A 20,141-nucleotide genomic window follows, 5' to 3' on the forward strand; every position below is an offset into this window, starting at 1 on the left:
CGAATAAAGGTCTTGCTAACTACAACATCCTGATGATCGGGCCGCCCGGATCCGGTAGACCATGCTGGCCAGACGAATCCCTTCTATCCTGCCTCCCCTTGGCTTTGATGAAGCCATTGAAACCACCGCCGTATTCAGTGTCAGCGGCTTGCTGGAATCCGGCCATGCCCTGGTCACCAGTCGACCATTCAGGTCACCACATCATACCATCTCGGACGTTGGTCTGATCGGTGGTGGCTCATCACCACGACCCGGTGAAGTGTCTCTGGCCAATCACGGCCTGCTGTTTTTGGATGAGTTACCGGAGTTCAAGAAAAACGCCCTTGAGGTGCTGCGCCAGCCCCTTGAAGACGGCAAGGTCACTATCTCACGCTCACTGCAGTCCCTGACCTATCCCTCCCGCTTCATGCTGGTGGCAGCCATGAACCCCTGGAGATGTGTGAACCTTTCTCTACTGGCGCGAACGAAGGGATATAAAAGAAGACAAAATGAAGGGAATCCTCGCCGACATCAATCCTCTCGACAAGTTCTTTTACGACTTGCTGCCTAGCCTCATAACTCAACGATGGCCACAGTGACGCCAGCGTAGTTGCTCTCTCGATTACATACGACTTGCCAATCTCATTTGTTTTGATGAAATCAATCTCTGCCTGCAGGCGGGGGATCTCCAGGGTAATGTTGTCAAGTCTGGTCTTGATCGGATCATATCTTTCTTTGAACCCGTTTTGATCAAGAACCTGCTTACCGTACAAGTCAATTAAAACATCAACTTTCCCGTTTACTTCCTTCTGCTCTTTCTTCAGCAGTTCAAGCCTCTCCTGCTTTTCCACCAATTCATTTTCCAGATCTTCGTTGGCACCAAGCTGTTCAGGTGCGACAACCACCTCCTTCAAGGCATTCTGGAAGTTCTCCTCGATGATGTCCTCGTTGATTCTCATTCCACATTTCTTGCAAGCATAACGGGGAATCTTCATCGACGGATATGGAGCAACGTACAGTTTTTCTCCGCACTGGCATTTCAATATTCCTGAAAACAAAAACCTTCCAACCTTTGGAACCGATTTGAATGATGTGTATCGTCGAGCAGTCTCCTCAAAGATTTTATTGGCTGCGTCCCAGTCCTCTTCCGACACCAGCGGTTGCACGTTGGTATAGACCCAATCTGACTCCGGTTTCAGCACCCAATTCTTCTTGTTACCAAGACTCTTTGCGTAGTTGGCTCTGCGTATGCCCTTGTAGATTGTATCCGAGAGAAGCCGCTTGAGAGATGTCGGCCTGTAAACCTTCTTGCTCCTTGAATAGAGCCCTTCATCTTTGAGTTGATTACAGGTGGTGAGCAGCTTGCCGGTTTCAAGGAATATTTGGTATGCCCTTTTGACGACTGGAGCTTCATCCGGATTGGGAACGATCTTTCCATCAACCCAGTGATAACCGAAGGCCCCCTTTCCACCAGTATTCTTTCCCAACTTTGCCCTGATAGGAATTGATGCGGCGACACGGGCAGAGATCTCCTCACGCTCCCACTGAGCCAATGCGCCGATAACGGTATAGAGGAGTCTGCCGGCAGGAGAGGACGTGTCAATACTCTCTTCAAGGCTTACGAGTGCAGCGTCGTGCTTTTGGAAGTAGTCGGAGATTTCTAGGAGTTGTTTGGTGTTGCGGGCAAGGCGAGCAAGTTTTGAGAAGATAAGAGCCTGTATTCGACCAGCGGCTACGTCATCAAGCATTCTCTTGGCTTCGGGATTGTCAAGGACATCCTTGCCTGAAACGCCTGACAGATCATACAAGTCTACTATGTTCCATCTCTTGAGTTCTGCATACATTCGAGCACGGGCTTCATGATTCTTTGGCGATTCTCCCCGCGCCTGGTCTTCTGTTGATACCCTTATCCATATCCCAACGTTCATCCCGTCATTCCTGTCTAAATCACCCCGCCGGCCCAAACCACCCTACCGACGATCTTAAGATTTAACGCCTCATCCCCATGCAGAATTTCAGGCTCGTATAGGGTGTTATCGCTTCGGATCACAACAGAGCCGTCATACTTCTTCTGAAGACGCTTCACAAGTAAGGCATCGTCGTATTGCACAACGTATATAGCGCCATCTTCAACCTTCGACGTCCGGACATCGATCAAGATCAAATCGCCGTTGCTCAGGGTAGGCTCCATGCTATCGCCTTGAACTGAAATGAGTGCCAGAAAATCCCTGGGGATTCCCAACACATTTTTTACCCACTCCGTCTTGAAATACAAGTGATCTACAATCTGTTCGCTATGAATAATTGCACCTCCGCCAGCACTGGCCTTGACCTCGTAACGAGGAACCCGGACGTAGCCATCAGCCTCCGAGACAAGTCCATTGTCACGGCATACCGTCGGAAGAGAACTATCATCTGAGAAAATCCACTGCAAATTGATGTTATGCCTGATACACAATTTGATGATTTTATCATACGGGACTGTTCCCCGCTTTTTCCAGGTTCCAAGCAGCCTTGGGTCGCTTTCTAGCGCTTTTGCGACATCCGTATCATTCTTCAGATCAAGGGCTTTTTTCAGCTTTTCGATGATAGTTTCGATCAAATTATCATCATTTTGCAGATTTTGGCTTGACATGGTTTTCATCCTTATGCAACAATAATCATCATGATGAGGAAAGCGCTTAAAATAAAGGTCCTGATGATGCAGAAAGGAATATCAGGATCACATATCGCTGAAAAAGCAGGGGTACATCGTACTGCGGTCTATCACGTAATCAGCGGCAGAGCCAAATCACAACGCCTGCAAAGGCTGATTGCCCAAGAATTAGGTTGGCCATTTGATGCACTTTGGGCCGATTGATGATATTTACAAGCGGTTTATCGTCTATATGAAACAGACAACCGTCATTTACTCATCATTTATAGCATACGTATTTATTATTTTCATCAAAATGTTTAGTTAATCTTCTGTTTGTTGCGAGCAGGCCGTGAAGGTAACCATCGAATACAGAAAATCTCCAGACCCTGAAGCCAGGTTTGATCGTGTGATGGATATTATCCGTCGGGACCTTGAGCGACAGGCTTTTGTGCGCGAAACTGACAGGATCAGAGTTTCACCAGCACCACCTCCTCCGCGATCACGGGAGGTGGCCATTGCAACATAATAGACTCCAACACAGAGTAGGTTCAGTTGACGATAGAAGCAGCGTTGATTCGTTCGAACGCATTCTCGAAAGCCTAGCAGCGAGACCGAAGTATCTTCCAGAGTGGCCTGATACTCAAAGAGCAATGCCGAATGAAATCCTTCGTTCGGCACTTTTCAATTGCCGGAACCGTAATCAAGCTCGTCTCTTCATGAAGGACGCAGAAATAGCTGTGATCGGAGACGGCCAGGTAATTTATCGTGGTGAGGAACTGCGCCAGGATGATGAACTTGTCTGGTTGCACCTGATGCACCTGGCAAAAAAGACCCATCTTGGCGATTGCATCGACTTCACCCCCTATTCTTTCATCAAAATGCTTGGCTGGCCCATCAAGGGCCAAAGCTACGACCGACTCCGTGTCTGCTTGAGCAGGATGCAGGCTACAGCAATCCGCTTCCAATCAAAACGCCTTGATACCTTCATCAGTGTTTCTCTGATCCTTAAGTTCAGATCCAGAAACGATAACAATGAAAATCTGTCTCGATGGGAAGTCTGGGTTGGCGAGGAAATGCGCCTCCTATTTGACGAAGAGTTCCTGACGAGAGTGAACTGGGAAACGAGGCGAGCGCTTCCAGACGGCATCGCATCCAAGTTGTTTGGTTACTGGTCAAGTCATCGGAAACCTTTCCCGGTAAAGGCTGAGACTCTCATCAAGCTGTGCGGTTCCGAAATGGAGCTGAGGCATTTCCGTATCGAATTGAGAAAAGCGCTCGATGTTCTCGTGAAAGTGAGTTTCCTCGAATCCTGGGAGGTCAAGGATGACCTGGTTACCGTCGCACGGAGGCATTGACCTATGACTTACCAAGTATTGACTTATGACCGGCGAACTACTGACTTTTGACCGACAAAGTATAGACCTAAGCCCTACAGGTACTGACTTTTGACCGGCAAACCTATTGACTTTAGACCGGCAGAACTATTGACCTTTGGCCGACAAGCACATCGGAAATTCGTTTTGCAGCACGCGATGTTACAGAGTTTTCCACAACCCCCTAACCTTCTTTTAACCTTTTATAACCATTAGGGGCTGAAAAACATCAAGGAGGCCCCCATGAACTGCCCAGTTCCTGATGACGCAGTGACAATTGTCATCGCTTATTTACGTCAGCAAGGACTCACCATTACCCATACCGGAAATGCATACCGCCTGGATGAAGGCCTGCCGAACATCAATGTCGTCATCAAGGCATTCCGTGATCAAACCATCAGCATTGCTGAAGACGGTACCATTCATCTTTTTGGCATCTACCTTCCTTCAGGATGGGACACCGTGAGAATCAGGAGAAAGGTTGAAGATCATCTTCGGAAGATCTCCTCTACAGAGGAAATTATCCGTATCGCTTCATGCTTGGGAGTAAGACTTTCTGAACCTGGCAGGTGATCCGGGAACACCCGGCCTCCAGTCGTAGTTAGACAACCTAATAGCACAGATTCAATCTGGCACGGCCGGGCACTTCAATGTGCTGGCAAAGCCGGTCTACGGAGAAAACTTCCGTGACCGGCTTTTTTTGTTTGAGCGGAGGTCACATGGATTTCTTCAAGGCAGTGCAATGGGTGCAGGACAACGAACCCACGATCAAGAGCAAGATCAGGCAGTATCGGAAATTCACCCCCTATGAAATGTGCGACTTTCAGCAAGAGGCATACGAGGCTGCATTCGTCGCGGTTCTTCGCAGTCAGGAGAAGAATATCCCGTTCGAGGCTGCCTTCTGGACCACATTCCGGAACAAGATCAGCGTTCTGACTCCCGACCCTAACTTCACCCATGGGTCCAATTCGATTCCTTCGCATATCTGTTATGGCGACATTGAGGCAGTCGAACAGACGATTCACGGGAGTGATGATGGTGCTGACATCGAGGCGATATTCGAGGCTATTTCCCACCACTTGACGGAAAAGGAAAGGGAAACTCTATCTCTCTCCCTGGGGGTTGCGGATCAAGGGAAACTATCCACATACGAGATCGCTGATCTCTACGGCTGTTCTGACTTTAATGTCCGAGACACTCTGAAAAGGGCGTTCAGACGAATAAAGCAGCTAGCAGACAACGGAACCATAGTCGTTGACCGCATGAGGCTCGTGACCCAACAGCACCAGGAAATAATGTCTGGCTGTGTAGCCATTCAGGACTTCACGCCTTTGGGTTTTTCAGCAAGAAGCCCGCCTTCCTGATTTAGGATCTTCACGGCAACAGCAGTTGACTATTACAACCTGTAAAGGAGCCATTATGAAACTCAATACTGCAATCACGAAGTTCAAACCATTATCCCAGAAGGTGCTCAGGCGCCTTGCTGAAGACCGCATCATCGAATTCCCGCTTACTGACAGTAATCAGCTGCTTATTTCTGCTCTCTGTCGAGTCTGGACAGACGAATGGTACGTTGCCCAAATGAATAAGACCTTCAAACCAGACAAAAGGGCGGTCATGCTGGCTTTCCCCGATTTCGGCAAAATTGAACGATACATCCTTAGTAGCTACCTCAATCTCAAACCTAGAGCAAAACTCAGCGTTAGAGAGATGGCAAGTCGCATCCAGCAGCACTTCGAGGTCGAGTATCCGCAATTCAAAATCCACCGGGTTCGACAGGCGGCATATAACCTTCGCCGTCATTCTCGTATCGGAAGCCGCAAACATACTTTGATCCAGCTGGCCATGTTGGAGGGTAACCACGATAATTTTTGGTCATAAACATCTGTCAGAGTCGACAACTAAACATATCTATAAGAACTTGTTCTTTTAGATATGTTGTACCTCATCAACGCAAGGAGAATCGGAATGAGAGTTGAAAATCTGGAAGAAAAGCTCAACTCGCGAATCGTTGAGGCATTTAACGCCGGTTTGAGCGTCATTGAAATAAGCAGGGCGGTGAATAAAAGCTGGGTCGCACATATCCATAACCTACTCAAGGGTACCGGCGACATTGATACCCTTGAAAAAGTTGGACTACGCCGTTCATACGGAATCGATGACAAGTGGGAATCAGCACTGAAAAAAATAGGGTATTCCTTCCCGCGTTGGTGCATAGGATGGGGTTTTGATCCTGTAAAAGCAGCACGAGAACTGGCACTAGGTGAACAGGGCGACATCCATGAAGCATTGAAGAGAGACTTTCCTGCCGTTTATGCGCGGATGTTTGGCGAAGATCCGCCGCAGAGGGTCCCAACCACCAGAATACACGATCCACATCCATCAGTAACAATCGTCTGGCATCCCGACCGCAATGCCTACGTTGCCGAGATGATCGGCAATCCTGCGATAAATGCCGGCGGCATCGATCTGGAGCATGCACTGCAGCGTTTCCAGGTGGCGCTCCGTTATGATGAGCAAATCAAACGACTAGAACTCTTGATCGCTCAGAGACAAAACCAATAACGCAACATGGAGACAATAGCTCTCCATGTATTACAAACAGAGACAAGGAACCTTTTTGGGGGAATAAATAGGTACCTAAACAGGGTCCATAATCGGAAGGAACCTAAATATTCCCCGAAATATTCCCCCAAAACGTCTCCTTTACCTTCCCCCCCGCAAGATTATAGGTGTAGGGGACGTTTTGTTCCCCAAAATATTCTCCAAGGAGGCAATCATGAGTGTGCTGGTTTGTGATCTGGGTTTTTCGTCAGCAAAGTGGATGTATGAGGATCGTAAGGGGAGAATTATTTCCGCATTCAGATATGACGGAGATAATTTGATGGTGGGAGAAGAAGCACTTCTGTCATCGGGTTCGTCCTACCTGAAAACGATGGAAGAGCTTGTGAGGTTCTATCCAGAGTTTGTTGGCCACTGCTTCAAGGCAGCCAAGGCTGAAGGGACGGTCACACTCGCGGTTGGTCTGCCATTTTCCTATTGGCAGGATCAAAACAAACCTGGCGGAGCGGTTCCGGCCTTAGCAAAGGCATTGTCTGGAGCACTCGTCACTGATGTCGCCATATTCCCGCAAGGTCTCGGTGGACTCAGGGATTACTTGGATAATGTCGAGGAACGCCCTGAGGGCAACGTGCTGGGAATAGACATCGGATTCAACACCATCATCTTTACGCTCTTTTCTCCTCAGAAAAGACAGATCATCTACGGCAAGACCCTCAACAAACGGGGTGTTCACCAAATGGCAACCAGCTATCTGCTGCCACGCATCAAAGATCTGGCACCTTCCGGCACTTTTACCCCGGTCGAAATAGCTTTCCTGATCGAGAAGGGTTATCTGCAATACGGATTCGAGCGACACGATGTCAGAAGAGAAATCAGCGATGCCGGCGTTGCCTACATCGAGCACATCCTTCGGGATGTCCAGGGAGAGTTGCAGGCGCACGTTGGAATGCATGCCGACTTCGACCGGGTATTGCTGTTTGGTGGCGGAGCCGCACTGCTCAAGGATGGCTTTCCGGCAAAGAATATTGAGGTAATCGTCCTGCCGGTTCCGGAATTTGCGAATGCCCGCGGATTCCGTTCACTCGCTGGCGGAATGTGAGCGTGAATCATGGCCCAGTTCACGCTCAAGATAAAAACCTATGATCCCGACATCGTCAATGCTTTCGCACGCCTTCGTAAAAGCCGGAAGCAGTCGGCCTTTACCCACGAAGCCCTTAAATACTTTCTGGCAACGGAACAGGGGGCACAGGTTATGGCGCTCATGGCCAAGGGATACGAAGAACCACTGAAAGCCACCACTAAAGCAAATCGGAATGAATCACCCATTACGATACGTGAATCAACACCATTAATGCCAACGACTCTTGAACGTCAGGCGTTACCACTTGGGGAACTGTCGGAAGACTACTGTGCCACAGTTCTTGGCAATATACTGAAATGACGAAGTAAAGTCAGATCAAAATATATGACGAATATGGCGATATTGTTGCTCAGGAACTTGGTTATATGAAATTTGAGCGGAAGCATGACTAGGCAAGAAGTTTATAAGGTAATTGATCTTATTGCGGCAATTCTCATGGAGAATCCATCTATCGTCCCGGGTCAAGATGGGGTGACGACAGCTAATTGGCTTCGATCCCTGTTTTTTGACGAAAAGTCTGGAACTCTATACTTTGGACGTGATGAAATCTCGCGCAAAGAGTTGGAGTTAATACTGTTACTAAGGCAACGCAACATCTCTCCGATGGATTTTATAAAAATGCTCCAACAGGAACATCAGTTGGCGAGGTTATCAACGAAGTAAATCGGGAAATATTCTATCACTTTTTGCGAGAAGAAAGATCTCAATAATCGTTGACGCATCCTTCTAATTTGACTATTATCGTAATCACGAAGCTATCACATGACTACGTTAATGCTCAATAGGTGATCTATGGCGTCTCCAGTCAACCGTACATATCTCCGCCAGACCCGGGATGCTGCAGAGCTGTTGGGCAAACTCATCCGGCTTGGCAGGAAAGAGCGCAAGATGACTGAGGAAGACCTGTCCGGACGGGCGGGGATTTCAAGAAGGACTTTGCAGAAGATCGAGCGTGGCGATCCGAAGTGTGAGATCGGCCTGGTGTTTGAGGTAGCCAACCTGGTTGGGGTAAACCTGTTTGGGGATGAAGGGAACGCGAATATCTCCAGAAATATAAGCCGGGTTGACGATAAGCTGGCTCTTCTGCCGCAGTTGGTTCGCAGCTCTATGAAGGTAAACGATGAATTCTGAGTACAAAGAATTATATGTCTGGATTTGGCTCCCTGGAGAAACAGATCCGGTGGTGGCCGGAATGCTTACAACCGTAGGGACGACATATGTCTTCAACTACGGTAAAAGCTACCTGCAGCGCGACAATGCTATTTCGATTTACGACGCTGAACTTCCCCTGCGTCAGGGGCTACTCCCTCTCCTATCTGGGCTTTCCATCCCGGGGTGTTTACGGGACGCAGCTCCTGATGCCTGGGGGCGCAGGGTAATACTCAACAAGAAGTTCGGAAATAAAGCGCCTGGAATCGACCCGTCAGCACTCGACGAACTCAGTTACCTTATTGAGTCCGGGTCCGACCGGATAGGCGCCCTTGATTTCCAGTTATCGCCTACGCAGTACGAGCCGCGATATGCCTCCGGAGCCCCCATTGAAGAACTGATTGAGGCGACCGAGCGTGTCGAGAAGGGAATTCCGCTAACTCCTGAGCTTGCACAGGCCCTTCAGCATGGAACCTCTATCGGTGGAGCACGACCCAAGGCCCTCATTGAAAGTAATTCCCGGAAATTCATAGCGAAATTTTCCACTTCCACCGACCTCTACTCCGTCGTCAAAGCAGAGTATGTCGCAATGAGACTAGCTGCCATGGCTGGCATTGATGTGGCGCCGGTCTCTCTGGAACATACCGCCGGCAAGGATGTGCTGCTTGTCGATCGTTTTGATCGGAAGGCAACGGCCAATGGGTGGCAGCGCAAGAGCCTTGTTTCGGCTCTGACGATGTTGACTCTGGATGAGATGATGGCCCGTTACGCAAGCTATGAAACGTTGGCCGAAATTATCCGGAGTAAATTCAGAAATGCTCCCGGAACATTGCGCGAACTGTTTTCCCGCATCATGTTCAATATTCTGGTCGGCAATACTGACGACCACGCCCGCAATCATGCAGCTTTCTGGGACGGACAGATGCTGACGTTAACCCCGGCATACGATATCTGCCCACAGGCTCGCCATGGGCAGATCGCCACTCAAGCAATGCTGGTCATGGGAGACGACCGTTCAAGTCGGATCACCACCTGCATTGCTGCCGCTCCGCAATTTCTTCTCACCGAAGATGAGGCCGTCAACATTATCGCTAAACAGATCCAGTGCATCGAGCAGAATTGGGCGACTGTCTGTGACGATGCATCGTTGAGCGAAGTTGATCGAAATCTGCTGTGGGGGAATCAGATATTGAATCCATACGTTTTCGAGGGGCTAGAACCAGGCCCCCTGAAAGACCTCGCCAGACGGCACGAGCGGGGATGAGCCTGAAAGCCGCGAACTTCTTTATGGAGTTTGCGGCTTTTTTTATACATACACCCTTCTTCTGTAACCCAATCATTTTCACCACTCCTCATATTTGAGCAATTCACGCTACTCGCTTTCCCGCCACAACTGGTAACGGCAAGTGTATGGCCGTGGCCGCCAGTCGTGGCCTATCTTAAGAATTTTCCTGCCTCGTCAAAGAGGAATTCGCAAAGACCACCCTCGCACCTTCCCCCCCAGAAGATAATCAATATGAAGATCAAATTTCCGGAGGACTCATGCTGGCAAAGTTCATGACCACTGCGTCACTCGTTTTTCTCATTCCACTGTCAAGTTTCGCTTCGGAGATACGCCAACGACCATTCGCGTATTCCTTTGATGCCGCATCAGCCCAGAGTGGGGACACTTTTGTTGTCTGTTCCGATTGCCCGGACAACAAGCTGACCATCCTCCCTGCCATTGCCAAGCTTGCGGTGAGAATGAGCGACCCGATGACAATACAACCACCAGCTACGCAACCAGACGTTGTCACTGTTACACCCAGAAATGAGCTGTCTGAAATCAAAGGGCTACTCGGGACAGTTCACTTTCAGCTGAACAGTTCCAGGCTTTCCAAATTTGAACAGGACAATCTGGAAAAGCTATCAAGGGATATTCCCGCAGGTAATGCCGTCAATGTAACCGGATACACCTGCACAATCGGTACGGATGATTACAACAAGAAACTGTCCTTCAGAAGAGCAGAGGCCGTCGCCACGGCACTGAAGGCCAAGGGGGTGAACATCGGCACTATCGAAGGCAGAGGCAAATGCTGCCCTGCCTCGCAGGACAAGCAACAGAACAGAAGAGTAGAAATCATCGGATTACAAAAGGAGGGAATGTGAAGATCGCAAATAACAAGAAACTTATGGTCGGCGGGCTGATGATGTTCATCGTGACTGCGGCGGGTTTCTCTATGGCTAACGACAATCTAAGAACGGAGAAAGAGACCCTGATGAAGACCTTTCCAAATATGAAATTGGATGGCTTCAGGGAATCGCCGCTCAAAGGCCTATATGAGATCACCGCAGGCGAACAGGTATTTTACTTCAGCCCCGAAGGATACCTCTTTTTTGGTGAAATCTGGACCAAAGACGGCAAGAACCTGACAGCCGAGATGCGGGAGAAGGTTGTTACAGAAAGAATCAACAGCCTCCCCCTGGATAAAGCCCTGAAAATCGGCAACGGCCCGAAAAAGGTCATAGAGTTCACCGACCCTGACTGCCCCTATTGCCGCAAAGTTGACAACTTCCTCTCGAAGCGAACTGACGTGACCCGTTACGTCTATTTCGTCCCACTACGTAGGATACATCCCGACGCAGAGAAAAAGGCTCGCTACATCCTGTCGCAATCTGACAGGGACAAGGCATTCCATGATGTATTCGAGGGAGTGCTGGACGGAAAGCCAATCTCCATAACCGATGACACACAGCAACAGCAACTGGAGGAGATGGAGAAAATTGCTGCTGGGCTTGGCGTACGTGGAACACCGGCACTCTGGATCGAAGGTGCTCACGTGAATGGTGCAGACATCCAACGGATCACCGGGTTGCTGGACAAGGGAAAGGAGGTGAGTAAGCCGCAATCACACTGAATCTATTTCGCAACATCGTCTGACCATCACACCAACAGCTCAAAGGAGAAATGAATGCACAAGCGGAAAATGCTTCTGATGACCCTCGTTGCGATGATCGTAACGCTGGCAGCATCCCAGGCCATGGCCCTCGTTGCCCCCGTAGCCGGTTCGTTCGGTTTCGAGGCCTACGACTTCTTCATCAACAACATCCTCAAGGGACCTTTCGGCGCCATCGCCGGTGTCCTTTCCATCATTGCCGGCGTCGTCGTCATGATCCAGCAGAAGATGGTCCCGGCAGTCCTCTGCATCCTGGGAGGAGTACTCGTCATCAACTCGGACAAGATCGTCACCTCACTCGGGATGATCATCTAGCCACAACCGGGGGGCGCAAGCCCCCCTCACCATCTTGTAGCCATGAACGGAGACGTACGTGATCCGCAAGTTTCCCCAATATCTGACGCAACCTTTTCAGGTTCTCTGGTTCGAACCCGATGACCTGGCCATCATGACGGCAAGCTTTATCCTCGCCCAGCAGTTCGGGGGGTATCTCTGGCTGACAATGATCATCGTACCGTGGGCATACAGCCGCTTCAAACGACAGTACCCGCGAGGCTTCCTGCGTCACGTTCTCTATTTCATCGGCCTGGCACCGATGAAGGGGTACCCGCAGTTCTTCGAAAGAGATTTTCTGGAATAACCACAAGCAGAGGGAGAAAGAAGTGAACCTCGACATATTTCTACAGAAAAGTTCCAACATTTTCGCCGAAAACCGGCTGCTCAAGTTCGTGGTCGTAGCACTTGGCATTGCCGTTGTCATCAACACAGCCGGACTATTCACTGCATTGAACAGTCAGCGGGTGATTCTCGTGCCGCCGACCATCAATTCAAAGATCTCGGTTTCCGGTGACAAAGCCTCGGATGAATACCTCAAGGAATTCACCCGCTACATCCTGAGTCTGGCGCTTACCTACAACCCGGTCAACGTCCGGTCGCAGTTCAGCGAGCTGCTAGCAGTCTACGACCCCGCCGAATTCCAGGCATCACGGAAAGAGTTGTACGAACTGGCGGACAAAATCGAAAACACCAAGGCCTCCAGTGCCTTTTACATTCATTCAATCATCAATGACGCCGAGAAGCGGCGTCTCGTAGTGACCGGTACCAAGAAGACCTACATGGTGGATCAGAAGGCAGAGGACGTTCTGAAGGTCTACCTCATCGAATACCGCTTCGAGAACGGAAAATTCATCCTGGTGCGGCTCTATGAAAAGCCGGCGCTAGGCGAAAACAAGGGGGCGTGATGCGCAAAACGATAGCTTTACTAACCGCATTGCTGGTGCCGACATTGGCGCATGCATTGGAACAAGGTGCTATCCATAAACAGAAGACTGCAATTGACCAGGCTATCGAAAAGCCGGTCGAAGGTGAGTTTCCGACCGTTGTCTTACCAGAATCGTCAACCGGTATTCGGCTGTCGAGTTCCGACATAAATCGGATCTCCTGCCCAGGTGACATTCGAGAAGTCCTGACCTCAACCGAGAAAGGGATAACGATCAAGATCACCGGCAAGGATGCCTTCGTGAAGTTCAAGGTGACCAAGAAGGGGGACAAGTTCTTCTACTCATCTACACCGACCGAGCTTTATGTCGTATGTGGCGAAAAAGTCTTCAGCTTGGTCGCATTTCCCCAGAGAGTGCCATCCCAAACAATTCGCCTCACTTCCGGCCAGGAGAAGAAGATCAAAGAGAACCTGTCTCTCTATGCCGGCTTACCCTTCGAGAAGAAAGTACTCAAGGCGATCAGGGAAGTCTACACCGAGAACATTCCTGACTCCTACACCATCAGCAAAAAGGAAAAACGATTCTTCACATTCCGGGAAATCCTTCTGACCCTCAAACGAACCGTGGACATCGAGGGTGAAGGTCTCCGGATCAAGGAGTTCGAGGCATCGCTGCGGGGCGAAACTCCTGAGTTCAAGATGAACGAGAAGATGTTTCTGCGTACGGCGCTGGTGGACAACCCAATAGCTGTATCACTTGAACGTCATGTTCTGCGAACAGGTGACTCTTCCAGAGTGTTTGTGGTGGAGCAGCGTGCCGAGAAACAGGGGGTTCGTAGACTGACCGGTGACCTGCCGGTAATGGATCAGCCAAGGCAGAGTCTGCCTGCAAACAAGTCGGGAAACCAAAAAGAGCCAACAGAAAACCGTACCGAGTCAGATGTCCAGGAGGCAGACGATGAAAAATAAGCTCCTGTCCTACTGGAACGGACTCAGTGGCAGTCAGCGCCGGAATCTTGCCTGGTGTGCGGCAGGCTGCATTCTTGTGACCGTATTCGCGATTGGATATTACGCCATGAACAGAGGGAAAGATTCCGTTTCCACAAAAAGTGCGAAACAAGCGCCCTTGAGCATCGAGCCAAAACTCCTGGAAAAGTCACAGTTCCTCGAAAGTCAGAAGGAGATTGCCAAGCGTGACGACAAAGTTGCCGAACTCCAGAAAAAACTCGATGAGATCACCCGAGAGAAAAAGGGTGACCCGACTCCAGCACCGGTGCTTCAGGCCGGCACTACACCCGCTGTACCTGGTGACAATCATCTTGCCGTCACTGCTCAACAGCAGGGCCAGACGCAAAAGGCCGGTTCCGGCAGGACAGTGATATCAAAACAGCCGTTGCCGCCACTTCCGCCGATGCCGCAAAGCAGCAGCTTCTCGCTTCCTCCCCCACCTGCCGCACCTCAAGGAATGGCTGCAGGCCAGTTGCAATCTCCACCCGAAACCGAAATCGGCGATATCGCCATCGTTTCGTCTCCTGGATCAGGCAAACCCGCCAAGGCTGATGCGGAAGATAAAAAAAAAGACGTCGGGACCGTCTCGGTCTATCTGCCACCTTCCTTTATGGAGGCGACTCTGTTGAGTGGCTTGGACGCTCCAACCACTTCGGAAGCCAAAGGAAATCCGGTGCCGGTGCTGCTCAGGGTAAAGACTCCAGCGGTACTGCCCAATAGCGTCAAGGCAAACCTCAAAGGGTGCTTTGTTATCGCTGACGGCAAGGGGAACCTGGCCACCGAGCGTGCGGAACTGCTGCTCGTTTCCTTGTCATGCCTCGACCGTAAGGGGCAGGCGGTAGTCGACCAGAAGATCAAAGGGTTCGTCGTTGATGAAGACGGCAAAATTGGCCTGCGAGGCCGGGTCGTTGCCAAGATGGGCTCCATGATCGCCAGGAGCATGTTGGCCGGCTTCTTCGGCGGTGCCGGTGACGCGATTAAGTCTGCGGCCACGACCATGTCCGTAAGCCCTCTCGGTACGACACAAACCGTTGACCCCAAAGACATTGCCATGTCTGGGCTTGGGTCCGGCCTGTCGAGTGGCTTCAAAGAGATCCAGAAGTTCTACATGGAACTGGCCAGGCAAACCATGCCGGTCATAGAAGTCGGAGCCACAAAGCCGGTGACACTGGTCATTAGCGAAGGAATCAATCTGGACATCAAGAAAATTGCCAAGGGAGGCGGAAAGTGAAGAAAGCCCTTATTACTATAGGAATGCTGACAATGAGCGGCTGTGCCCTGCTCAACCCCTACGAAAGCAGCTTTAGCTGCCCTGAAACCAGCAACGGCAAGTGCGTTTCGGTGCAAACCGCCTACAAGGAATCGACAGCAATCCCTGGCAAATCAAGCGAAGCACCTGCAGAACACAAGGAAGACGATTGTAATGCTGACAGTGCTGCAGCCGGTCTCTGCACCGAAGGCAAGAAGGATATCTCCCTGCATCCGTCCGCCAAAGAGAACGGTACCTACAACCGCTACCAATCGGCACTGTTCGACAAATTCAGCGGACTCCTGAAAGAACCGGTCACACCGGTTGTTGCTCCCCCGAAAACCATGCGGGTGCTCCTTCTGCCATACACCGGCCAGGACAATGAATTCTACATGCTGCGTTATGTCTACTTCTTCGTTGATGAACCGCGCTGGTTGATGGGTGACTCCGTTACATCCGGCGAGGAGGACTAGACATGGGCGTTGCGTCAGCGTTGTTTGGAAGTGGAGGGGGCTTCACCAGGAGCGAGTTACGCCGTCTCTCCGAACGGGACAATTTTTCCGAATATTTCCCGTGGATTGCCCATGACCCCAAGAATCAGATCTACCTGAACACCGATAACACCTTCGGGATGATGTGGGAGTGTGCTCCACTGGCTTTTGCCTGTGAGACTACCATCAGGACCCTGGAGGGGATATTCCGTGTAAACCTGCCTGACGGTTCGATCATGCAGTTCATTCTATTCGCCGACCCTTTTGTTAAGCATATTGTGGATACCTATACTTCCATGAAATTGCGCGACAGCAAACTGGTACGCGATGTTTCTGACAACGTGTCCCGCTTCTTTCAGGAAGGTGTGGAAGGTCTCGGCTGTCTGAGCGGTATTCCGATCCGGAACTTCAGGATGTTTTTTACGGTCAAGTTTCCGGTGAAGGACAGTGCCCATGTAAATCTTGAAGAAGTGTTCGGCACGATCCAGGAAGTGCTGCGTGGCGCCGGCCTTTCACCGGTCGTTGTCAATCCGGGTAACTTGCTGGATTGGCTGCGGCGCATGCTGAATGAAGACCCGTCTGCAAATAGCAGCCACTATGACGAACGCAATATCATCCGTAAGCAGGTACTGCTCGGGACCAAGGTAGAGAAAAGGTTCTCTTCTCTCAAGTTCGGTTCCCGGCACTTCCGCTGCGTCACCCCGAAGTCATTCCCTCTGAACGGCGATCCGATCCAGACCAACCAACTCTTCGGCGGGATCATGGGGATGGCGACCGACTCTGATCAGATCCGGACGCCATTCTTCTTTACGCTGAATATCGTCCTACGGAACCAGAAGAACAAGCTTCACACCAAGTGCAACCTGGTCCTGCAACAGCAGGGTGTCGGCAGTTTCGCCCCATCGCTGGCCAGAAAGAAAGACGAGTATCTCTGGGCGGTCGATGAACTGGAACGGGGCACGAAGTTCTACCGTGTCATTCCTATCATGTGGGTCTACGGCAGTGACGAATGGCTGGTAAACGAGTCCGTCACCAGGGCCAAGCGGGTCTGGGAGGGGCAAGGATACGTCATGCAGGAGGATAAGGGGATTCTTCCCATCCTGTTCATTTCTTCTCTGCCATTCGGTCTCTACGACCACGGAAGCAACATCGACACTCTCGACCGCGACCATATTCTTCCGGTGGATAGTATTGCTGTCACCCTGCCGGTGCAGGGGGACTTCTCCGGACTAGGCAAGCCGGTGATGCTCTTCGCAGGCAGGAAAGGGAATCTGTTCGGCCTCGACATCTTCAACAAGGGAGTCAACAACCACAACGCCATGGTCTGCGCCTCCAGCGGCGCCGGCAAAAGCTTCTTTATCAACTATCTGGTCTACAACTACTTCGCCATGAAATCGAAGATCCGGATCATCGACATCGGCGGCTCCTACAAGAAGATGACCAAACTGTTCGGTGCCCGCTATCTGGACTTCAGCGAGGACTCCCAGGTCTGTCTGAACCCCTTCACCAACATCATCGATCCCGAGTACGACATCCCGGTTATCGCTCCCATCGTTGCCCAGATGGTCTTTTCCACCGGCAAGACCATTCCCAGCGAGACAGAGATGACCCTGATCAAGGGAGCAGTTCGCTGGGCCTGGCAGCAGCAGGGCAATGATGCAGATATCGATACCGTCTACGAGTACCTGTTCAATTTCGACCAGTACTCCTCCGAGGGTGGCGAGATCAAGGAGGCTGCTTCCCGGCTTGCTTTTAACCTGGCCGACTTCAAGAGCGACGGAACCTTTGGCCGTTTCTTCAACGGCAAAAGCAGTCTCGACATCTCCAACGACGAATTCGTGGTGCTGGAACTGGAACATCTCAAGTCCCGTAAGGAACTGTTCCGGGTAGTCACCCTTCAGGTGATAAATGCCGTAACCCAGGATCTCTATCTCTCCGACAAGTCGGATCAGCGACTGATCGTTTTTGATGAGGCATGGCAATTCCTTGGAGAGAGTTCGACCCTGAAGGAGGTCATTGAGGAAGGGTACCGTCGTGCCCGCAAATACCATGGCAGTTTCACCATAATCACCCAGTCGGTACTCGACATGAAGCTCTTCGGCGGGGTTGGCGATGTCATCAGGAATAACTCGGCCTTCAAATTCTATCTGGAGTCGTCCGACTTCGAGAAGGCTCTGGACGAGAAGCTGATGGATTACGACGATTTTACCATGCGGATTCTCAAGTCAACGAAGAGCAACAAGCCCAAGTACTCGGAGATCTTCATGGACACTCCTTTCGGCGTCGGAGTCGGCAGATTGGCCGTAGATCCTTTCTCCTACTACGTTTTCACGTCTGATGCGAGTGAGATAACTGAAATAGAGGCAATGGTTGATGGCGGAGTGAGTTATGAGGATGCAATCCGTGAGATGGTCAAGAAATACCGCAGTTAGTCTGATGATGTCTGTGACGTTAGGCAGCACGTCTGCCTTCGGAATCGATGGGAAGACCGCTGGCCAGAATGCCGGTCAGTCGGCGCTCTCCCGGTTCGGCAGTAAGAATTCTGTCAACAGCAACATCTCGTTGCCGATGACCAACTCATCGAACCTCATGCAGACGGTGAACGGCGCTACCAGCTTCCCGGCAACCCTGAACGCTCCCTCATCGGCAAAATTCCTGGAGGTGATGATACAGCCGTCAGGAACCGGTGACCTGCAGCAGGTTATCGTCAGCCAGGATCTAAACACTGATGGCACCATCGACAATGTTCACGCTGTGCCGTCGCTTGTGTCAGGGGTCTGCGCCAACGGCTTCATCTCCTGTAATGCCGGTAGCTGGACGAATTGCAAATATTATACGTGGGCCGCCGATGCTGATGGCCGGGTCACTGAAGCACCGGCGTCCATTACCGATCTCGGTGGCTGCTATTGCATCAACAGCAGTTGTGGCAGCAACCTGGTCTGGGTCAACAGCGCCATCGTGTTGAAGGATATCGGTGGGGGTATTGTCAATGCAGTTCATACCAGCAATACCTCCTTCACCATTACCAACGTCAATACCGACATCACCACCATTACCTATTACGGGCAAGTGACCACCAAAACGAACAATGCCGCCACGAGTGTCGCGGCATTCGCTTCCTCCCCAACAGTGGATACCCTGACGGGGTATTACACCAACTGGCCCCAGCTGACGGCAGCTCGGGATTCTGCTGCCATCTCCCAATCATCCGACCCGAGCAGTTTCTACTACATGATCTCCAACTCGGGTGCGGCCCGGGAGGCTCAGGGCAAGTCAAGCATCTGCACGGTTGACCGGGCTGGCCGTGTTGATACCTCCACCACGTCCTTCAACGACTCAGGAAGCAGTGCCCTCTGTACCGATCACCTGGTCTACATACGGGTTCATAAGGCCGATGATCTAACCTATCAATTGGAATACCTGGATACCGGCCCCGGAGGACCGGGAGCGGCCCACAACAACTGCGGCGGCAGTCCGGGCGGAGATGGCTGGCATACAGTTAAACCCGTCACTGTGTCCACACCAGACCCGGCCAAGCTCGGCCAGCTTATGTCCGCCACCTTCAACATGAACAACATGAGTGGCGGCGGCTGCAATTCCGCTTCGGCATCCGTGGACGGAGTCATCAACGGATTCGACACATCAGTCCAGACCGGCATTGTCTGTCCGGCAAAGGGTGCTCAAGGTGTCTCGTTCGACTGGAGCTATTTCTTCGACTTCAAGGAGGACACCTACACGGAAGCCGTTGAGGATAAGTGTGCCGCCTTGGCCAACGATCCGGACTGTCGCTTGAAGGAAGAAGAAATCGACGGAGTCGTGACCTACCAGAACTTCAATCCGACCGGTTTCAACCAACTTCCTTCCTGTAAGAATTTCACCGGCCAGGTGGGTACCAACAAGATTTGCCGGGACTGGTGGCACAAGAAGCGTACGTACGTCTGCGGCAGTCAGCAATACGACTTCTCTGATGTGGCAACCCGTTTCGGGAAGGTGGTTTCCTCTGCCAGCGACAACACAGCGAATCTGACGTTCCAGGACCCACGACTCGGCCCTACGGGGTGGAACATTGTCAACGGCAGTATCAACCTGCCACAACGTGACCCGGCGTCCGAATGTGAAGTGGCCTGCAAGACCCGCATCGCCAAGACCGACACCCAGGTAACAACGACCGGAAATGTTACCGACATGCGTGTTCCCGCCCAGTCATACGACATTTTCTACAAGACCTGCATCAATAACAGCTGTCCTGCCGACCCGGGCGAAGAAATCGTCATTGATTGCCAGTGCATCAACGAGTTCGCTGAGGCTGCCACGGTCATCCAGACGCTCAGACTGGCAGGCAAAGACAATATCTGTTCGAGTGGCCAGAAGCAGCCGATGCAGTCGAGGTAAAAAC

Annotated in this window: 22 protein-coding genes and 1 pseudogene; 21 read left to right on the forward strand and 2 right to left on the reverse strand. The window is 51.2% G+C overall.

The genetic code is table 11. The annotated features are described in order from the left end of the window. Window positions 1-61: 61 nt before the first annotated feature. Window positions 62-391, forward strand: a pseudogene (locus B5D39_RS17275) (ATP-binding protein); the annotation flags it as partial. A gap of 13 nt (window positions 392-404) precedes the next feature. Here B5D39_RS17275 and B5D39_RS17280 read toward each other — a convergent pair. Further along, window positions 405-1,907 (reverse strand): recombinase family protein, encoded by a 1,503-nt coding sequence (locus B5D39_RS17280; RefSeq protein WP_078788874.1) that lies wholly within the window; start codon window positions 1,905-1,907, stop codon window positions 405-407. A gap of 14 nt (window positions 1,908-1,921) precedes the next feature. Next, window positions 1,922-2,614: a LexA family transcriptional regulator gene (locus B5D39_RS02865; RefSeq protein ID WP_078788875.1), complete on the reverse strand. Its 693-nt coding sequence runs from the start codon at window positions 2,612-2,614 to the stop codon at window positions 1,922-1,924. Between the two features lie 30 nt (window positions 2,615-2,644). Here B5D39_RS02865 and B5D39_RS16985 point away from each other — a divergent pair, with 30 nt between their 5' ends. The 20 genes from B5D39_RS16985 to B5D39_RS02965 all read left to right on the forward strand — a co-directional run bounded on the left by B5D39_RS16985 (window position 2,645) and on the right by B5D39_RS02965 (window position 20,137). After that, the gene (locus B5D39_RS16985; RefSeq protein ID WP_161947410.1) at window positions 2,645-2,839 is read left to right on the forward strand and encodes a helix-turn-helix domain-containing protein; all 195 of its coding nucleotides are present in this window, start codon (window positions 2,645-2,647) and stop codon (window positions 2,837-2,839) included. A gap of 293 nt (window positions 2,840-3,132) precedes the next feature. Then, the gene (trfA, locus tag B5D39_RS02870) at window positions 3,133-3,972 is read left to right on the forward strand and encodes a plasmid replication initiator TrfA (protein WP_078788876.1); all 840 of its coding nucleotides are present in this window, start codon (window positions 3,133-3,135) and stop codon (window positions 3,970-3,972) included. A gap of 261 nt (window positions 3,973-4,233) precedes the next feature. Beyond that, complete coding sequence (locus B5D39_RS02875; protein ID WP_078788877.1) at window positions 4,234-4,563, forward strand: hypothetical protein; 330 nt, start codon at window positions 4,234-4,236, stop codon at window positions 4,561-4,563. A gap of 146 nt (window positions 4,564-4,709) precedes the next feature. Beyond that, window positions 4,710-5,354, forward strand: a complete 645-nt coding sequence (locus B5D39_RS02880; RefSeq protein WP_078788878.1) for a sigma-70 family RNA polymerase sigma factor — start codon at window positions 4,710-4,712, stop codon at window positions 5,352-5,354. Between the two features lie 55 nt (window positions 5,355-5,409). Next, on the forward strand, window positions 5,410-5,871 hold the full coding sequence (locus tag B5D39_RS02885) for a hypothetical protein (protein WP_078788879.1): 462 nt from the start codon (window positions 5,410-5,412) through the stop codon (window positions 5,869-5,871). Window positions 5,872-5,958: 87 nt separating this feature from the next. Then, window positions 5,959-6,555 (forward strand): hypothetical protein, encoded by a 597-nt coding sequence (locus B5D39_RS02890; RefSeq protein ID WP_078788880.1) that lies wholly within the window; start codon window positions 5,959-5,961, stop codon window positions 6,553-6,555. Window positions 6,556-6,769: 214 nt separating this feature from the next. Continuing rightward, window positions 6,770-7,651, forward strand: a complete 882-nt coding sequence (locus tag B5D39_RS02895) for a ParM/StbA family protein (RefSeq protein ID WP_078788881.1) — start codon at window positions 6,770-6,772, stop codon at window positions 7,649-7,651. A gap of 9 nt (window positions 7,652-7,660) precedes the next feature. Then, window positions 7,661-7,993 carry a hypothetical protein gene (locus B5D39_RS02900; protein ID WP_078788882.1) on the forward strand — a complete coding sequence of 111 codons (333 nt, stop codon included), beginning with the start codon at window positions 7,661-7,663 and terminating at the stop codon, window positions 7,991-7,993. A 492-nt stretch (window positions 7,994-8,485) separates the two neighbouring features. Continuing rightward, window positions 8,486-8,824, forward strand: a complete 339-nt coding sequence (locus tag B5D39_RS02910; protein WP_012468411.1) for a helix-turn-helix transcriptional regulator — start codon at window positions 8,486-8,488, stop codon at window positions 8,822-8,824. Then, entirely contained in the window at window positions 8,814-10,106 is a 1,293-nt protein-coding gene (locus B5D39_RS02915) for a type II toxin-antitoxin system HipA family toxin (protein ID WP_078788884.1), read from the forward strand. The genes B5D39_RS02910 and B5D39_RS02915 overlap by 11 nt, the downstream gene beginning before the upstream one ends. A gap of 278 nt (window positions 10,107-10,384) precedes the next feature. Further along, entirely contained in the window at window positions 10,385-10,990 is a 606-nt protein-coding gene (locus B5D39_RS02920) for an OmpA family protein (protein WP_078788885.1), read from the forward strand. Beyond that, a complete protein-coding gene (locus B5D39_RS02925) occupies window positions 10,987-11,739 on the forward strand; it encodes a DsbC family protein (RefSeq protein WP_078788886.1) in 753 nt (250 codons plus the stop codon). Before B5D39_RS02920 ends, B5D39_RS02925 begins: the two co-directional genes overlap by 4 nt. A gap of 54 nt (window positions 11,740-11,793) precedes the next feature. Continuing rightward, a complete protein-coding gene (locus B5D39_RS02930) occupies window positions 11,794-12,093 on the forward strand; it encodes a hypothetical protein (protein WP_078788887.1) in 300 nt (99 codons plus the stop codon). Between the two features lie 58 nt (window positions 12,094-12,151). Further along, window positions 12,152-12,418, forward strand: a complete 267-nt coding sequence (locus B5D39_RS02935; protein ID WP_078788888.1) for a type IV conjugative transfer system protein TraL — start codon at window positions 12,152-12,154, stop codon at window positions 12,416-12,418. A 22-nt stretch (window positions 12,419-12,440) separates the two neighbouring features. After that, window positions 12,441-13,019, forward strand: a complete 579-nt coding sequence (locus B5D39_RS02940) for a type IV conjugative transfer system protein TraE (protein WP_078788889.1) — start codon at window positions 12,441-12,443, stop codon at window positions 13,017-13,019. Beyond that, window positions 13,019-13,966, forward strand: coding sequence for a type-F conjugative transfer system secretin TraK (locus B5D39_RS02945; RefSeq protein ID WP_078788890.1), 948 nt, complete (start codon window positions 13,019-13,021; stop codon window positions 13,964-13,966). The genes B5D39_RS02940 and B5D39_RS02945 overlap by 1 nt, the downstream gene beginning before the upstream one ends. Continuing rightward, a complete protein-coding gene (locus B5D39_RS02950) occupies window positions 13,956-15,236 on the forward strand; it encodes a TraB/VirB10 family protein (protein ID WP_078788891.1) in 1,281 nt (426 codons plus the stop codon). The genes B5D39_RS02945 and B5D39_RS02950 overlap by 11 nt, the downstream gene beginning before the upstream one ends. Then, the gene (locus tag B5D39_RS02955) at window positions 15,233-15,727 is read left to right on the forward strand and encodes a TraV family lipoprotein (RefSeq protein ID WP_078788892.1); all 495 of its coding nucleotides are present in this window, start codon (window positions 15,233-15,235) and stop codon (window positions 15,725-15,727) included. The genes B5D39_RS02950 and B5D39_RS02955 overlap by 4 nt, the downstream gene beginning before the upstream one ends. A gap of 20 nt (window positions 15,728-15,747) precedes the next feature. Continuing rightward, window positions 15,748-18,177 carry a TraC family protein gene (locus tag B5D39_RS02960; protein WP_244161331.1) on the forward strand — a complete coding sequence of 810 codons (2,430 nt, stop codon included), beginning with the start codon at window positions 15,748-15,750 and terminating at the stop codon, window positions 18,175-18,177. A 136-nt stretch (window positions 18,178-18,313) separates the two neighbouring features. Beyond that, window positions 18,314-20,137 (forward strand): hypothetical protein, encoded by a 1,824-nt coding sequence (locus B5D39_RS02965; RefSeq protein ID WP_244161332.1) that lies wholly within the window; start codon window positions 18,314-18,316, stop codon window positions 20,135-20,137. The last annotated feature ends 4 nt before the right edge of the window (window positions 20,138-20,141 follow it).

The organism is Trichlorobacter thiogenes (assembly GCF_900167465.1).
GTDB lineage: Bacteria > Desulfobacterota > Desulfuromonadia > Geobacterales > Pseudopelobacteraceae > Trichlorobacter > Trichlorobacter thiogenes.

What these genes read in the sequence shown, in the direction of transcription:
- B5D39_RS17280 (WP_078788874.1), bottom strand. Translation starts at nt 1,907, where the DNA reads ATGAACGTTGGGATATGGATAAGGGTATCAACAGAAGACCAGGCGCGG.
- B5D39_RS02865 (WP_078788875.1), bottom strand. Translation starts at nt 2,614, where the DNA reads ATGTCAAGCCAAAATCTGCAAAATGATGATAATTTGATCGAAACTATC.
- B5D39_RS16985 (WP_161947410.1), top strand. Translation starts at nt 2,645, where the DNA reads ATGATGAGGAAAGCGCTTAAAATAAAGGTCCTGATGATGCAGAAAGGA.
- B5D39_RS02875 (WP_078788877.1), top strand. Translation starts at nt 4,234, where the DNA reads ATGAACTGCCCAGTTCCTGATGACGCAGTGACAATTGTCATCGCTTAT.
- B5D39_RS02880 (WP_078788878.1), top strand. Translation starts at nt 4,710, where the DNA reads ATGGATTTCTTCAAGGCAGTGCAATGGGTGCAGGACAACGAACCCACG.
- B5D39_RS02885 (WP_078788879.1), top strand. Translation starts at nt 5,410, where the DNA reads ATGAAACTCAATACTGCAATCACGAAGTTCAAACCATTATCCCAGAAG.
- B5D39_RS02890 (WP_078788880.1), top strand. Translation starts at nt 5,959, where the DNA reads ATGAGAGTTGAAAATCTGGAAGAAAAGCTCAACTCGCGAATCGTTGAG.
- B5D39_RS02895 (WP_078788881.1), top strand. Translation starts at nt 6,770, where the DNA reads ATGAGTGTGCTGGTTTGTGATCTGGGTTTTTCGTCAGCAAAGTGGATG.
- B5D39_RS02900 (WP_078788882.1), top strand. Translation starts at nt 7,661, where the DNA reads ATGGCCCAGTTCACGCTCAAGATAAAAACCTATGATCCCGACATCGTC.
- B5D39_RS02910 (WP_012468411.1), top strand. Translation starts at nt 8,486, where the DNA reads ATGGCGTCTCCAGTCAACCGTACATATCTCCGCCAGACCCGGGATGCT.
- B5D39_RS02915 (WP_078788884.1), top strand. Translation starts at nt 8,814, where the DNA reads ATGAATTCTGAGTACAAAGAATTATATGTCTGGATTTGGCTCCCTGGA.
- B5D39_RS02920 (WP_078788885.1), top strand. Translation starts at nt 10,385, where the DNA reads ATGCTGGCAAAGTTCATGACCACTGCGTCACTCGTTTTTCTCATTCCA.
- B5D39_RS02930 (WP_078788887.1), top strand. Translation starts at nt 11,794, where the DNA reads ATGCACAAGCGGAAAATGCTTCTGATGACCCTCGTTGCGATGATCGTA.
- B5D39_RS02945 (WP_078788890.1), top strand. Translation starts at nt 13,019, where the DNA reads ATGCGCAAAACGATAGCTTTACTAACCGCATTGCTGGTGCCGACATTG.
- B5D39_RS02950 (WP_078788891.1), top strand. Translation starts at nt 13,956, where the DNA reads ATGAAAAATAAGCTCCTGTCCTACTGGAACGGACTCAGTGGCAGTCAG.
- B5D39_RS02965 (WP_244161332.1), top strand. Translation starts at nt 18,314, where the DNA reads ATGACCAACTCATCGAACCTCATGCAGACGGTGAACGGCGCTACCAGC.